Annotated in this window: 14 protein-coding genes; all 14 read left to right on the plus strand. The window is 38.6% G+C overall.

Going from position 1 to position 16,357, the window contains the following annotated elements; all coding sequences use genetic code 11:
- The first annotated feature begins 73 nt into the window (after nucleotides 1–73).
- The 14 genes from J4861_RS03695 to J4861_RS03760 all read left to right on the plus strand — a co-directional run bounded on the left by J4861_RS03695 (nucleotide 74) and on the right by J4861_RS03760 (nucleotide 16,112).
- Nucleotides 74–367, plus strand: coding sequence for an HU family DNA-binding protein (locus J4861_RS03695; protein WP_004359441.1), 294 nt, complete (start codon nucleotides 74–76; stop codon nucleotides 365–367).
- A complete protein-coding gene (locus J4861_RS03700) occupies nucleotides 360–1,727 on the plus strand; it encodes an HU family DNA-binding protein (protein ID WP_211815851.1) in 1,368 nt (455 codons plus the stop codon). The genes J4861_RS03695 and J4861_RS03700 overlap by 8 nt, the downstream gene beginning before the upstream one ends.
- A 190-nt stretch (nucleotides 1,728–1,917) precedes the next feature.
- On the plus strand, nucleotides 1,918–2,913 hold the full coding sequence (locus J4861_RS03705) for an AAA family ATPase (RefSeq protein ID WP_211815852.1): 996 nt from the start codon (nucleotides 1,918–1,920) through the stop codon (nucleotides 2,911–2,913).
- 50 nt (nucleotides 2,914–2,963) lie between these two features.
- Entirely contained in the window at nucleotides 2,964–3,836 is an 873-nt protein-coding gene (locus J4861_RS03710) for a DUF58 domain-containing protein (protein WP_211815853.1), read from the plus strand.
- Nucleotides 3,833–4,867, plus strand: a complete 1,035-nt coding sequence (locus J4861_RS03715) for a DUF4381 domain-containing protein (RefSeq protein ID WP_211815854.1) — start codon at nucleotides 3,833–3,835, stop codon at nucleotides 4,865–4,867. Before J4861_RS03710 ends, J4861_RS03715 begins: the two co-directional genes overlap by 4 nt.
- Before the next feature lie 20 nt (nucleotides 4,868–4,887).
- Nucleotides 4,888–5,844 (plus strand): vWA domain-containing protein, encoded by a 957-nt coding sequence (locus J4861_RS03720; protein WP_211815855.1) that lies wholly within the window; start codon nucleotides 4,888–4,890, stop codon nucleotides 5,842–5,844.
- Between the two features lie 56 nt (nucleotides 5,845–5,900).
- On the plus strand, nucleotides 5,901–6,896 hold the full coding sequence (locus J4861_RS03725; RefSeq protein ID WP_211815856.1) for a VWA domain-containing protein: 996 nt from the start codon (nucleotides 5,901–5,903) through the stop codon (nucleotides 6,894–6,896).
- Nucleotides 6,897–6,901: 5 nt separating this feature from the next.
- Entirely contained in the window at nucleotides 6,902–7,600 is a 699-nt protein-coding gene (locus tag J4861_RS03730) for a tetratricopeptide repeat protein (RefSeq protein WP_249110733.1), read from the plus strand.
- A 10-nt stretch (nucleotides 7,601–7,610) separates the two neighbouring features.
- Entirely contained in the window at nucleotides 7,611–10,163 is a 2,553-nt protein-coding gene (locus J4861_RS03735) for a BatD family protein (protein ID WP_211815857.1), read from the plus strand.
- Between the two features lie 39 nt (nucleotides 10,164–10,202).
- A complete protein-coding gene (locus J4861_RS03740; RefSeq protein WP_211815858.1) occupies nucleotides 10,203–10,898 on the plus strand; it encodes a phosphatase PAP2 family protein in 696 nt (231 codons plus the stop codon).
- Between the two features lie 8 nt (nucleotides 10,899–10,906).
- The gene (locus J4861_RS03745) at nucleotides 10,907–12,178 is read left to right on the plus strand and encodes an S-adenosylmethionine:tRNA ribosyltransferase-isomerase (protein WP_211815859.1); all 1,272 of its coding nucleotides are present in this window, start codon (nucleotides 10,907–10,909) and stop codon (nucleotides 12,176–12,178) included.
- A gap of 219 nt (nucleotides 12,179–12,397) precedes the next feature.
- The gene (locus J4861_RS03750; RefSeq protein WP_211815860.1) at nucleotides 12,398–13,618 is read left to right on the plus strand and encodes a DUF2027 domain-containing protein; all 1,221 of its coding nucleotides are present in this window, start codon (nucleotides 12,398–12,400) and stop codon (nucleotides 13,616–13,618) included.
- 14 nt (nucleotides 13,619–13,632) lie between these two features.
- A complete protein-coding gene (locus J4861_RS03755; RefSeq protein ID WP_211815861.1) occupies nucleotides 13,633–15,603 on the plus strand; it encodes an NAD(+) synthase in 1,971 nt (656 codons plus the stop codon).
- The gene (locus tag J4861_RS03760) at nucleotides 15,600–16,112 is read left to right on the plus strand and encodes a hypothetical protein (RefSeq protein ID WP_211815862.1); all 513 of its coding nucleotides are present in this window, start codon (nucleotides 15,600–15,602) and stop codon (nucleotides 16,110–16,112) included. Before J4861_RS03755 ends, J4861_RS03760 begins: the two co-directional genes overlap by 4 nt.
- Nucleotides 16,113–16,357: the final 245 nt, after the last annotated feature.

Consider the following 16,357-nt stretch of genomic DNA (forward strand, 5'->3'; position numbering starts at 1 on the left):
AATTTTGAATTTATAAACTAAGAATTAATTTGATTATAGATTCTGAATTTTTGAATAAAAAGGAGAAAACAGAATGAATAATAAAGAATTCATTGCAGCATTAGCAGCAAGAACTGGATATACACAGGATGAAAGCCAGAAGATGGTGAAAACTGTTGTAGACATGATGGGTAAGTCCTTTGAAACAGGCGATCCTGTGCCAGTTATTGGTTTCGGAACGTTTGAAGTTAAAAAGCGTTTGGAACGTGTTATGGTTAATCCTTCAACAGGTTTGCGTATGCTGGTTCCTCCAAAGTTGGTTCTTAACTTCAAACCTGCTGCAACAATCAAAGGACATGTAAGAAAGGGAGGACAAGACAATGGCTAAGACTGCAATACAATTAATTACAAGTGCATTGGCTAAACAGCATAATCTGTCGGCTGCTGATGCGGCAGCTTTTGTTGATGCCTTTTTTGACATTATAAGTTCTGAATTAAAAAACGGTAATCAAGTAAAGATTAAAGGACTTGGAACCTTTAAGGTTCAAGCTGTTAAACCACGTGAGAGTGTTAATGTTAATACTGGCGAACGTGTACTTATTGAAGGTCATGACAAGATCAGTTTCACTCCAGATACAGTGATGAAGGAACTTGTGAACAAACCTTTCTCACAATTTGAGACTGTTGTTATCAATGATGGGGTTGATACAGAGGAATTAGAACGTATTCCTGCTGAAGATAGTTCTGATGAGGTAAAATCAGAATTTGTTGATGAAACCACAACAAAAAATACTTCTGAAGAAAAACCAGTTGCTGAGGAGGAAAGAACTGAGGTTGAAGATACAAAGGAAGAAACTAATAATAGTAGTTCTGTAAAAGAGGATGCGGTAATAGAGGCAGAAGATAATCTCAATGAAAAGAACTTACCTGTTGATGTTATAGAAGAGCCTACTTCAGAAGAGAATGAGGCTATCTCTAATTCAGAAGAAAAGCTTTCTGAACTTGAAGAAAATAAAGAGGAAAAACAGGAGGTTGCTATAGAGGCAGATGCTAAGGTCGACTCAATAGTTGAATCAAAGGTTGACGCTATAGTTGAACCAAAGAGTGAGGAGGAAACTATAGAGGTTGAGGTTAAGTCTGTACAATCTGTTCCTAATACATCAGAAGAGCGAGAAGAGTCTTCAAATGAGAATAATATTGAGAATACAGAATTACCAAATAGTTCTGCCCCAACTCATATTACTGAAGCCGAAGACACTGATGTAGAAAGTTCAGAGAATGGTACACTAAAGAAAGTTGCATTGGTTGCATTTATTGTAATCATATGTCTTGGTATATTTCTTTGGGCACGAATGAGTAGCACAAACTCAGAGAAGAAGACGAAAGAAGTAGCAGAGCAAGTAAATTCTTCTGATGATCATTCTTCCCTTGGCACAAAGACTGTTTCTGCAGATACAACATCTGTAACTAAAGTTCATAAAACACCTGAAAAGGAAGAGACAGCTAAAGTTGATTCTTTTATGGCTTTAAATAGTGACCCTCGTATCCGTTATGGTGCTTATAATATTATAGGCATTGATCGCATTGTTGTGTTGAAGAAAGGTGAGACTATGGAGAAGTATAGCCGAAAGACACTTGGTGCTGATATGGTTGGGTATTTTCAAGTTCTTAATGGTCGTAAGACAATGCAAGCTGGTGACACTATGAAAGTTCCAAAGGTTGAATTAAGACCAGAGTATAGAAAGTAAGTATTTTCAATATAATAAAGCAGCATTTGTTTTATACAGCTGTAATCTTGTAGAAAAAAGTCCTTAAAAGAAGTTTTAAGGACTTTTTTAATATAATTTAGACACTATTCTTCGCTTCATCCGCATTTATGTTGTACTTTTGCGACTAATAGAATAAGTATATAATAGTACAATAATAATTTGTAAGATAATGGCAGAATCTATTGATATTAGAGAGTTGAACGAGCGAATAGAAAGTCAGAGTTCATTTGTAACCAACCTTACAACGGGTATGAATCAGGTTATCGTTGGTCAAAGACATCTGATAGACTCACTACTTATTTCGTTACTCAGTGATGGTCATATTCTTCTTGAGGGTGTGCCTGGTTTGGCAAAGACCCTTGCTATCAAGACTCTATCACAGCTTGTTGATGCACGTTATAGTCGTATTCAGTTTACTCCAGACCTTTTGCCAGCTGACGTTATTGGTACACAGATTTATTCTCAGAAGGATGAAGCCTTTCACGTAAAGAAAGGTCCTGTATTTGCTAATTTTGTACTTGCTGATGAAATCAATCGTGCTCCAGCAAAGGTTCAGAGTGCATTGTTAGAGGCTATGCAGGAGCATCAAGTAACAATTGGTGACTCTACTTTTACACTTCCAGACCCTTTCCTTGTATTGGCTACTCAGAATCCGATAGAGCAGGAGGGTACTTATATGCTTCCTGAAGCACAGGTAGACCGATTCATGTTGAAGGTTGTTATCGATTATCCTACATTAGAGGAAGAGAAACTTGTTATTCGTGAGAATCTTCAAGAGAGTATGCCTGTTGTACATCCTGTTATTACAGCGAATGAGATTCTTGAGGCACGTCGTGTGGTTAAGGATGTATATATCGATGATAAAATCATGCAGTATATTGCTGATATCGTTTTCGCTACACGTTATCCAGAGCGCTATCAATTGCCAGAATTGAAGCAAATGATAACATTTGGTGGAAGTCCACGTGCAAGTATCAATCTTGCAAAAGCAAGTCGTGCCTATGCTTTCATCAAGCATCGTGGTTATGTTGTCCCTGAAGATGTACGCGCAGTTGCACATGATGTTTTGCGTCATAGAATTGGTTTGTCTTACGAAGCAGAAGCAGCTGATCTTACAACAGAGAAGATTATTAGCGAGATTATCAACAAAGTACAGGTGCCTTAATCTTCAATTATATTCTTAGAAGAGTTTAAGAAGCATTATTATCATTTTCTATGGATACTACTGAATTACTTAAGAAAGTCCGAAAGATTGAAATCAAGACCTTAGGACTGAGCCAGAATATCTTTGCAGGGCAGTATCATTCTGCCTTCAAAGGGCGTGGTATGGCCTTTTCTGAAGTACGCGAGTATCAGTATGGTGATGATGTAAGAGATATAGATTGGAATGTGACAGGACGTTTTCATCGTCCATACGTTAAGGTTTTTGAAGAAGAACGTGAGTTGACAGTGATGCTGCTAATAGATGTCAGTGGCTCGCTTGATTTTGGTACTTCTGGGCAGTTAAAACGTGAGTGTGCTACGGAGATAGCCGCTACATTAGCATTCTCTGCCATTCAAAATAATGATAAGATTGGTGTTATATTTTTTTCAGATCATATTGAGAAATATATTGCTCCAAAGAAAGGACGTAAGCATATCCTCTATCTTATTCGAGAGATGCTTACTTTTACTCCGAATAGTAAGAGGACAGATGTCGGCATAAGTCTTGAATACCTTAACAAGGTAATGAAGCGTCGTTGTACAGCCTTTGTAATCAGTGATTTTTATACTCGGAAGGATTTCAGTCAAGAACTACGAATAGCTAACAAAAAGCATGATGTTGTTGCCATCCAAGTTTATGACCCTCGAGCAAAAGAAATGCCTGATGTGGGTTTAATGAAGGTTGTTGATGCGGAGACAGGGCATGAGATGTATATTGATACACATGATGCTCGTTTACGAAAAGTACATAATAAATATTGGGAGGAGCGTGAGATACGATTACATGAGATGTTAACTCAGAGTCATGTTGATAGTGTGGCTATTGCAACGGATGACGACTATGTAAAAATGTTGATGACATTGTTTTCAAAGAGGAACCGATGAGAAAATATATTGTTATATTTATATTGCTTATCCTAGCAGTTGTAAGCCATGCACAAGTACAGGTAACGGCAAGTGTGGATTCTACCAAAATATTGATAGGTGGACGTTCACACTATTTCATTACTGTATATGCACCTAAAGGGACGAAGATTTCTTTTCCAGAATTTAATAATAAAAAAGAGATAATATCAGATGTTGAAGTACTTAGTGCTAAGTCTGACACAGCAAATGCAAATGGTAAGGTAAGAATTAGACGAATATATACCATTACAGCATGGGATGCTAAGCGTTATACTATTCCTGCACAGAAAGTTATTGTAGATGGTGCGACTAAGACAACAGGTAATGTTGCTTTGGATGTTCAGGCTGTTCCTATTGATACAGTGAAAAGTACTCCTATGCCACCAGATGATATTCAAAAGGTTCCTTTTTCATGGGGGGAATGGGTTCCTGTAATTTTAGTACTTGTACTTGCACTTATACTTATCTGCATTGTTTTCTATCTTTATAGAATTCTTTGCCATAAGAAAAATGGTAGGACACCAAAGAATACACGTACACTATCCTACTATGAGCAAGCAAAACAAGACCTTTCTGAGATAGCTGCAAATAAAATGTTGTATGCAGAACAGAAGGATTATTATACAGATGTTACAAACGTTCTCAGAAAATATATTTCACAGCGTTACAATATCAACGCATTGGAAATGACTTCTCATGAGATCTTAGGAAGCATGAAGGACGTTTGTGATGTTTCTGAATTAAAAGTAGTATTCAACACAGCAGACCTTGTAAAATTCGCTAAATATTCAACAGATGCGAATGACATGACATATTATTTTGATAGTATTGTTCATTTTATAGATAGTACAAAGGTTGATGAACCAAAAGAGGTTATTGAAGAACCAAAAGAAAACATAAGCGATACTCGTTCACGTAAGACAATAAAGTTCGCTATTGGATTACTATTAGTGACATCCGTAGCTTTGCTTATTTACGCTGCATTTGAAGCCTACGCGCTTTTGATGTAATTATAAATTGAATTATAGAAATGGAATTTGCCAATAGTGGATATCTCCTTTTAGTGCTTCTGTTGATACCATATTTATTATGGTATTTCCTTCGTGGTAAAGGTAAAGAACCAACCATGAGGATGAGCGACACATTCGCTTATCAGCATGCTCCGAAAAGTTGGAAGGTGAAATTGATTCATCTCCCTATGGCTTTGCGTTGTATAGTTTACGCATTAGTAGTTATCGTTTTGGCACGTCCACAAACTTATAATGCTTGGGATAATAAAGATACTGAGGGTATTGACATCATGCTGACAATGGACATTTCTGCAAGTATGTTAACAGAAGATGTTTTTCCCAATCGTATGGAAGTAGCAAAGGAAGTTGCTTCTGAATTTATCAGTAGTCGTCCAAGCGACAATATAGGACTTACTATCTTTGCGGGTGAAGCTTTTACACAGTGCCCAATGACGCTTGATCATGCAGCCTTGTTGAATCTTCTTCATAATGTTCGTACGGATTTAGTTACAAATGGATTAATGCAAGATGGCACTGCTATCGGTTTGGGATTAGCAAACTCTGTTAGTCGCTTAAAAGATTCTAAGGCTAAGAGTAAGGTTGTTATTCTGTTAACCGATGGTAGTAATAATGTTGGTTCTATTTCTCCAATGACAGCTGCTACCATAGCAAAGAAATTTGGTATCAGAGTTTATACAATCGGTTTAGGTAGAGAGACTGGGGAAGATATTGGGGCCATCGATTATAAGACATTGCAAGATATTGCGGTATTGACGAATGGCGAATTCTATAGAGCACAAAGTCAGGCTGAGTTATCAAAAATCTATCAAGATATTGATAAACTCGAAAAGACAAAAATGAATATTAAGTCATATGACCATCTACATGAAGCTTATATGCCTTTTGCTTGGTTGGCTTTATTACTCTTCTGCTTTGAGTTAATTCTTCGTTGGACAGTCTTCAGACGATTGCCATAATGTTATCTCTTAGCGATACAAATAAGATTTGCTTGTTTAACAAGATTAGTTGAAGAATGTTTAGATTTGATAATCCCATATATCTGTGGTTATTATTACTGATACCCTTATCAGTAATTGTCTACTTGTACTCCATTCGTAAGCATAAGCAACGATTGGCGAAGTTTGGGAATCCATCACTTATACACCAGCTTTCTCCTATGACAAGTAAGAGAAGAGGTTGGATTAAATTTGTGTTGGTAGAACTGGTATTATTACTCCTTATACTTATTATTGCCCGTCCTCAGGTTGGAAGTAGAATTGCTACAAACAAGGAGCGTGAAGGCATAGAAACCATAATTGCACTTGATATTAGTAATTCAATGCTGGCAGAAGACGTTGCTCCTTCACGTTTAGAGAAGAGCAAATTGCTGGTTGAGAATTTGATGAATAAGTTTAGTGAAGACAAAATTGGCTTGATTGTCTTTGCTGGTGATGCTTTTGTTCAGCTGCCAATAACAAGCGATTATGTTTCAGCTAAAATGTTTTTAGATAATATCAATCCTTCTTTAATTGGTACACAAGGAACAGATATTGGCAAAGCACTTCAGCTTTCTATGAATAGTTTTACACCTAACTCTAAGGTTGGAAAGGCTATTATCTTAATTACGGATGGTGAAGATAACGAAGGTGGTGCTGAAGAAATGGCAAAACAGGCACAAAGCAAGGGGATAAGAGTTTTTATTTTAGGTGTTGGCTCTACAGAGGGCGCAACAATTCCAATGCCTGATGGCAGTGAATTGAAAGCATCTAACGGTGAAGTTGTGAAGACTCGTCTTAACGAAGAAATGTGTAAACAGATTGCAACGGCAGGACATGGTGTTTATCTGCATGTTACAAATAGTAGTATGGCTGACGCTGTCTTAGGCAGAGAACTTAATAAATTGCAGAAAGGTAAAATTAACAATGTTGTTTACAGCGACTTTGATGAACAATTTCAAGCATTAGCATTGATTGTTGTCATTCTGCTAATTATAGATGTCTTATTACTTGAAAGAAAAAGACGTTGGTAAAAGGTATGGTAAAACGACTTTATATCATAATATGTATGTTGTTAGTGTTTGTCGGGTGTAATGCACAAACAGCTAATCAACTCATAAGAGAGGGAAATAAGTTTTTCTCTTCAAAAAACTATGCACAGGCGGAAATTCTTTATCATAAAGCCATTGATAAAGATGGTAGCAATGCGATTGCTAATTATAATTTAGGTCGATGTCTACAAGCACAAAAAAAGAATGAGGAAGCAAAGAAGTTGTATGATAATGCTGCAAAGTTAGAAAAAGACCCAGTCCGTCTCTCAAGCAGTTATAATAATCTTGGTACTATCCTTCAAGATGAGCAAAATTATGAAAAGGCTATAGAGGCTTATAAGAGTGCTTTACGTAGTAATCCAAATCATAAGAATGCTCGCTATAACCTTGAGTTATGTAAACGTAAATTGAAACAGCAACAAAATCAGCAATCATCAGATAAAAATAAAAATAAATCTGATAAGGATAAAGAAAAGAAAAAGAAGAAACCACAAAATCAGAATCAAAATAATAACAATCAAAAAAATAATCAGAAGAATAAACAACAGAAAGACAACCAAGGCATGAGCAAAGATAATGCTGAGCAACTTCTCAATGCTGTTAAACAGCAAGAGAAAGAAACTCAAGAGCGTCTATCTAAGGTTATGCGACAACCTTCTGATAAAAAACTTGATAAAAACTGGTAATATTGAAGATATGAAACGATATATAATTTTATTTCTGTCACTAATGAGTGTTTGTGTTTTACAAGCACAACGTGTTCGGGTGGCTGCACCAAAACAAGTGACAGTAGGCGAGGAGTTTCAGGTTGAATACGTCGTATATACCCAAGATGTTCGTAGATTTCAATTGGGAAGATTATCAAGTGGGCTTGAAAAAGTGTTTGGTCCTGCAACTTCTTCGCAATCAAATTATCAATTCATTGATGGGCATGCAAGTAGTTCATCTTCTGTATCATTTACATATGTCTTTATAGCAACTAAGAAGGGAAATGTAAATATTGGTCCTGCTCATATTTTTGTGAATGATCAAGAACTTGCATCAACGCCAGTAAAAATTTTAGCTACTACAGGTTCTCATAGTACTACAAGTGGTGGATATTATGATTCACGTACAGATTCTCGTGCTGCAGCAGCAAAGATTACTACTAACGATTTGTTTATCAAGGTAAGTGCTAATAAGACTACTGTTTATGAACAGGAGCCTGTTTTACTGACATACAAGGTCTATACAACAAAAAACTTACGCCAACTTATTGGTAAGATGCCCGACTTGGTTGGTTTTCATGTACAAGAAGTTGACTTGCCACAACAAAAAACTTTCCATAAGGAGCGTATAGTTAAGCGTTTATATAATTGTGTTACATGGAGCCAATATGTAATGTATCCACAAATGACTGGAACTTTACAGGTTCCACCATTGACTTTTCATGGTATCATACAAGAATCTAATGGCTTTAATCCATTTGAAGCCTTTGGTATTGATGGTGGTAGCACAAACTTTAAGAAAGATATTGTAGCACCAGGATTAGCTGTTAAGGTTTTACCTTTACCTAATCGTCCTACAGATTTTTCTGGTGGTGTTGGTCATTTTAATCTTTCTGCACAATTAAATAAGAAAGAGGTAAAGGCTGGTAATCCTATTACGATTCGTGTTGTTGTTAGTGGAGCAGGAAATCTGAAGTTGATAAAGAAACCTATCATTCAGATTCCTAAGGGCTTTGAGTCATTTGATATTAAAACAACTGATAAGACCCAGTTGACAACAAAGGGTGCAGAGGGTAACATGGTTTATGATCAGGTTGTTATTCCTCATCAGGAAGGACTTGTTGCCATTCCTCCAGTAAAGTTCTGTTACTATGACTTAGCGCAGAAGAAATATGTAACGTTGCAGACAGAACCGATGGAGTTAAAAGTGTCAAGAGGTGACGGCTCTTCAAAAGATATTCTTTCAGTTGATTTACCAAATGAGGATATTTTACCATTGAAGGTAGGTGATAGCTCACTTGATAAAGTTGGCAACTTCTTCTTTGGTTCTGTGACATACTATATAATTCTCCTTTTACTCTTGGGAGTAGGGGGTGCATTATCATTCTACTATCGTGATCGCTTTGCGCATCGTGTAGATATGGTATTAAAACGTGGAAAAAATGCCAATCGTGTTGCTTCCAGTCGTTTACATGCGGCAGAACTTTTAATGTTGAAGAATAAGAATCTTGATTTTTATGATGAAGTTTTGAAGACATTATGGGGTTATGCAAGTGATAAGCTCAACCTGCCTGTAGAATCATTATCACGTGATAATATTAGAGAGCAGTTTAGTAAAATCAATGTCCCATTCGAAGTGATTGATAACTACATTTCTGCTATTGACGAATGTGAATATGAGCGCTATGCTCCTGGTGACGAGAAAGGTAATATGAAACGAACACTTGATGCAGCAATGAAAGCTATAGCAGATATGGAAGAGGCTGTAAAGAAATTGAAGCCTTCAAGCAAGAAGACTTTCAACTTCTTCTTCCTTATCATATGTATGTCTATTTTCTCTTTGCAGCTGTCAGCACAAACAAAGGCTGATATTGACAAGCTATATCAAAAAGGAAATTACATGCAAGCTGTTAAAGGTTATGAGAAGCTATTAAAGCAGGGCGAATCTGCTGCCTTATATTATAATCTTGGCAATAGCTACTATCGTCTTGATAACATTCCACATGCAGTGTTATCATATGAGCGTGCACAACGTCTTGCTCCAAGCGATGAGGATATTCGTTTCAATCTTCAGTTGGCACAATCAAAGACAATTGATAATTTGACACCAGAGCCAGAAATGTTTTTTATAACATGGTATAAGGCACTGGTTAATTATCTTAGTGTTGACATGTGGGCAATTCTCAGTCTTGTTTGTCTATTTATTTCGCTTTTAGCACTTGTTGTGTACTTGTTTGTTGACATTGAGTTCCTTAGGAAGTTGTCAAAGGTGGTATTACCTGTCTTTTTCCTCCTTTTCATTGTCAACACATTCTTTGCTATACAACAGGTTTATTTGTTAGACTCAGAATCACATGGTATTATCATGACACCATCAGCCGTTGTAAGAAAGACGCCTGATCAGAAGTCTGCCGAGGCATTTATTCTTCATGAAGGTTCTAAAGTCAGAATTACCGATAATAGTATGAGCCAGTGGACAGAAATTAAGTTGAGTGATGGTCGTCAAGGCTGGATTAAGGCTGAAAATGTTGAAGCTATATAAATGACAACCTGACAGAAAGTTTCTTATAGAATCCAAACAATGAATTTAGACGTATTAAGAGAACTTGATAAATCAATTTTACTCGCTTTCAATGGAGGCGATAACCTTTTTATTGATTATTTTGTTCTTACAGTGACCAATGCTTTTACATGGATTCCTCTTTATGCGTCTTTGCTTTATTTGGTTATAAAGAATAATGAGAAGTGGCAAAAGATAATACTTGTTATTGGAGCAGTGGCATTGGGGCTTCTTATCGTAAATGGTTTAAATCTTGGTATTGTAAAGCCACTTGTTGCCCGACCACGCCCTCTCAATAATCCAAATTTACAGGGAATTGTTGTGGCTGTAAATCATTATATGGCTGATGGGTATAGTTTTTTCTCGTCACATACTGCTAATGCCTTTGTGATAGCAGTATTCTTCTGTTTATTGGTACGTGACCGTATCTTTTCTATTTTGATGATAGCATGGAGCATTATGGTATCCCTAACACGTCCATATCTTGGTGTTCATTATCCTTCTGACGTATTTGTTGGAATGATATTTGGCTCAAGCGTCGCTGTTTTCACTTATTTTTTATACCTTCGCATTTATATTCGTTTTAGTGACAAATTACACTATATTTCGACAAAATATACGCGAACAGGTTATAGCTTTGCAGATATAGACGTTGTTATTAGTGTACTTATATTGTCATTTATTTACGCGGCTTTTCGTGCCGTCTTATCAATATAAATTAAATTATGTCTGAAGATACAAAACATATTAGCATTTCTGATTACAACTATCCACTCCCCGATGAGCGCATCGCCAAATTTCCGTTGACAGAGCGCGACCATAGCAAGTTATTGCTTTATAAGCATGGTGATGTATCGGAGGACATTTTTTATAATCTTCCTGAATATTTGCCTAAAGGTGCGTTGATGGTTTTCAATAATACGAAAGTCATTCAGGCACGTATGCACTTTCGTAAGGAGACGGGAGCCCTCATAGAGGTATTCCTAATGGAACCAGCACAGCCAACAGATTATGAATTGATGTTTCAAACAAATCACGAGTGTGCATGGCTTTGTATGGTTGGCAACCTTAAGAAGTGGAAGGAAGGTGCATTAAAGCGTGCATTCGAAATTAAAGGGCAAAAGCTAACACTCACCGCAACAATGGACCGCAGTAAGGTGCAGGAGCAAGCTGGTGGAACCAATCATTGGATTCAATTTGAGTGGGATAATACAAACATATCATTTGCTGAGATTCTGGAAGCCGTAGGTGAATTACCTATTCCTCCATATCTTAACCGTGCTACAGAGGAAAGTGATAAGGAAACTTATCAAACCGTATATTCAAAGATTAAAGGCTCAGTGGCAGCGCCTACAGCTGGACTTCACTTTACCAATAAAGTGCTGAAAGCCTTGGATGAACATGGTGTTGATCGTGAGGAACTTACACTTCATGTGGGAGCCGGAACTTTCAAACCTGTGAAGAGTCAGGAGATTGAGGGCCATAATATGCACACGGAGTTTGTTGTTGTTCGTCGTCAGACCTTGGAGAAACTACTGAAGCATAATTGCCATGCTGTTGCTGTAGGAACAACAAGTGTGAGAACACTGGAAAGCCTTTATTATATGGGTGTTAAGTTGGTGTTGTCTCCAGAAATGGCAGAGAAAGACCTTCATGTCAATCAATGGGAGCCATATGACTTACCACATAATGAAGAAGGATTGGTCATTGTGAATGGTAAGGCGATAACTGCAGAGGATTCAATCCGTCATTTGCTTGCCTATTTGGATAAAGACGGATTAAATGTGTTACATTCGAGTACACAGATTATCATTGCTCCTGGCTATACCTATAAGATTGTCAAGGCGCTCATTACCAATTTTCATCAACCACAATCAACGTTGTTGCTCTTAGTGAGTGCTTTCTTAAAGGGCGATTGGCGTAAGGTTTATGATTATGCGCTCAGCCATGACTTCCGTTTCCTTAGCTATGGTGATTCTTCGTTGTTGATTCCATAACATGATGCCGAAAGCTATAGAAATATTAAATTAGTTATTGGAAGAATAAATCATTATCGCTAAGATTTAATTTATTGGGCTTATATGTCCAACAAATTGTGCATGGTATTAAAACATATTTAGCGATAGGATAACAAAATTCCCATTATTAATTAAGGATGAAATGCAGCTAATTGCCAAGCTATTAGTTGCGTTATCTATAAAGTTAATGAATAAAAGATGAAAATAGGAGATAAAGTAAGATTTTTAAGTTCTACTGGTGGTGGAGTCATTGCTGGTTTCAAAGGTAAAATTGTTTTGGTTGAAGACGAAGACGGTTTTCAGATACCGACACCAGCCAATGAGGTAGTAGTTGTTGAAGATGCCGCTACCGACCGTGCAAAACTGCGTATCGACCAGCAACAACGTAAGATGGAGAAAGGTGAGGACACCCGCAGTATCAAGCAACGTCTGACCGCTACAGGTGCTGAAGAAGAGGAAGTAGGGGAGGATTGGCGTGATGTTGATGCAGATATAGAACCGAATGATGACCCTTCCGTTAATTTTGAAGCTCCAGTAAGAGAACGTGTTGGTGGTGATGAGTTGTCTATTTATCTTGCTTTCACACCTACCGATATAAAGAACCTCACGACTACACACTTCAAGTCTTATCTTGTCAATGATTCAAATTATTATGTTCATTTCTCCTACTCTTTAAAGCAGGAAGATAAGTGGGTATTAAAGGCTGTTGGCGAATTGGAACCAAATATGAAGCTGTTGATTGAGGACTTCACACTTGCCGACCTCAACGATATGCTACAGGGATGTGTTCAACTTCACAGCTATAAAAAGGATAAGCCTTTCGCACTCAAGCCTACTTGTGACCTTCAGGTGAAGATTGATGCCGTGAAGTTCTATAAGCTCAATACTTTCCACGAGAGTGTTTTCTTTGAGCAGCCAGCATTGATATACACGTTGATTGAGAAGGATAAGCCTGCTCAGCACCCGATGTTGGAACCTTTGACAAGAAAGGCAGAGGACGAAGCTACTGAGAAACTAAAGGTGGGATATTCTTCCCCAAGCCGTCTGTCAGAAGAAGAGATTGACAAGAAGACGGAGGAACTTGCCAAGCGTTATAAGTTTGAGCGTAAGAAACCTGCTAAACAGATTCTTAGCGATGACAAAATTATCATAGACCTTCATGCTGATGAATTGCTCGAGACGACAGCGGGTATGACAGCGGCAGATATTCTTGAATATCAATTAGATGTTTTCCGTCGTACGCTCGAACAATACAAGGCTCATCGTGGCAAGAAACTCATTTTTATCCACGGAAAGGGTGAAGGCGTATTGCGTCATGCTATTATTCATGAACTTAATTATAAATACAAACATTATTCTTACCAAGATGCTTCTTTCCGTGAATACGGCTACGGAGCTACTCAGGTAACAATTAAATAATTTTTTCATTCAATATGAAACACGGACTTATAAAGGTGGCTGCAGCTATTCCTGCAGTGAAGGTTGCAGATACAAAGTTCAACCTTATAGAAACAGAAAAGCAGATTGCTATTGCTGAAGGTCAGGGCGTAGAGGTTATCGTTTTCCCAGAACTTTCAATAACGGGTTACACTTGTCAGGACCTTTTCCAGCAACAGCTTCTCCTTGACGATACTGAGCAGGCAGTCATTGAGCTGCTCGAATTTACTCGCCAATTAGATATCACCGTCATTGTCGGTGCACCTGTAGCTGTGGGAGCATTGCTCCTTAATTGCGCATTGGTCATTCAACAAGGAAAACTCTTAGGCATCGTGGCAAAGACCTTCTTGCCTAACTATAGCGAGTTCTATGAGAAACGATGGTTTGCATCTTCACAAGACTTGCGCCCACAGCACATTCTCTTTGCAGGGAATAATATTCGCGTGACACCAGAGTTGCAGATTTTCCGCACGTCAGAGGGGGCTACCTTTGCCATAGAAATCTGTGAGGATGTATGGGCACCAACACCACCGAGCAATCATCTTGCCTTGGCAGGTGCTGAGATTATTTTCAACCTCTCTACCAGCGACGAACTCATCGGAAAGCATACCTACTTGAAGTCACTGCTTGCCCAGCAAAGCGCACGTACTATCAGCGGATACGTTTATAGCAGCAGTGGTTTTGGTGAGAGTACGCAGGATGTTGTCTTTGGCGGAAATGCATTGATTTTTGAGAATGGCTCACTTGTTAAGCAGTCAGAGCGTTTCCAGCTTGACCCACAGTTAGTTATCTCTGAAATTGATATTGAAAATTTGCGTAGCGAACGTCGTACCAATAGTACCTTTGTCAACGCACAACGTCCTGTTGCATCAGGATTAGCTGGTGTTACTGGTCAGATTGATGAACTCGCCTTGCATGTGGATTGCTTGCCACCGCTCAATCCTATGCGTGAGTTTACGCTGACACGCGAGTTCGACCAGCATCCTTTCATTCCTAAGACTGAAAATATGCAGGAAGCTTGCGATGAAATCTATAATATTCAGGTGAGTGGATTGGCAAAAAGATTGGTACATACTAATTGCAAATCAGCAATTATCGGTATCAGTGGTGGACTTGATTCCACCCTTGCCCTCCTTGTTGTTGTCAAGACTTTTGATAAGCTTGGGCTTGACCGTAAGGGGATTGTTGGTGTTACCATGCCAGGGTTCGGAACAACGGGCAGAACCTATAAGAATGCAATGGCACTGATGGAACATCTCGGTATCACGATTCGTGAGATTGATATTAAAGCCTCTGTTTTACAGCATTTTAAGGATATTGGTCATGACCCAGAGGTGCACGATTCTACTTATGAGAACGCACAGGCTCGTGAACGTACGCAGATTTTGATGGATTTGAGCAATCAGATGAACGGACTTGTCATTGGTACGGGCGACCTTAGCGAACTTGCCTTGGGATGGTGCACCTATAATGGCGACCACATGAGTATGTATGCCGTGAATGCAGGTGTGCCAAAGACGCTGACACAATATCTTGTGCGTTATGCTGCCGACACAACTAAGGATGAAAATGTACGTAAGACATTGATAGACATCGTGGAAACTCCAATCTCACCAGAGCTGAAACCTGCTGATGATAAGGGAGAAATTGCGCAGAAGACAGAGGACCTTGTTGGACCTTACGAGCTTCACGATTTCTTCCTCTATTATGTTCTTCGCTGCGGTTTCCGCCCTTCAAAAATCTATTGGATGGCGCAGAATGCCTTTCGTGGTGTTTACCCCGACAGCGTCATTCTTCATTGGATGCGCATCTTCTTCCGTAGGTTCTTCTCTCAGCAATTCAAGCGTTCATGCTTGCCAGACGGACCAAAGGTGGGCAGCGTGAGCCTTTCGCCACGTGGCGACTGGAGAATGCCGTCTGATGCAATGTCAACCAACTGGCTAAACGAGTTGGAAGGACTGTCATGAAGCGAATAATCTTTCAACTTATTTTCTTACTGATTCCTCTGTGCACACCTGCGCAGGGGAATCTTCCTTTACTTCCATTGCCTGTGCTTGAATTATTGCAATATCAGGTACAGAAATGGAAGCGGGCGGTTGCACCTTATCTTTTCAGTAAGTATGGACTCAGACGAATTCCGACAGAGTTAGTAGCTGATGACACACGTCAGTTGTGGGGGTGGCACGTCGGTCCTAATGCTGACTTCGACCAATCAAAACAACCTTTCTACAGGCTCTTTGCAAAGAAGGATAATTCAAGCCTTGCTGTCATTGACGATAGGGGAGGAGCGTTGCAAATCGTCTTTTGGGACAAGGGATATTATCATACATTGGCGTCTGGTCTTCGGGCACATGGCTACCAGCTGCAGCAAGTCAAGCCTGCGACTAATGTTCTTCGTTTTCAGCGTGAGGGCAGTTCTGTGATAGCAGACGTGACGGTGTGGGCAGATATGTACGTCTTAGAGCTTCATAACTGATAACGACTTGTTTTCTACTTTCTTCTCTTGTTTTTCATTTTGACGATACAAAGATAAGTTTTAATTTCTAAGATTGCAAGAAAAGCGAGTGTTATAAAATGTTATTTTAGTTATAATGTGCTATTAGTCAGTGTTTTACAAAATGATTAGCAGTTATCGCATAGGCTAATAACAATACGCTCATTATTTATTTTTTTCGCATAGAGGTTCTCTCTAAGCTTCTTTGATGCCATATCTATACGATG

Source organism: Prevotella melaninogenica, assembly GCF_018127925.1.
GTDB classification, from domain to species: domain Bacteria; phylum Bacteroidota; class Bacteroidia; order Bacteroidales; family Bacteroidaceae; genus Prevotella; species Prevotella melaninogenica_C.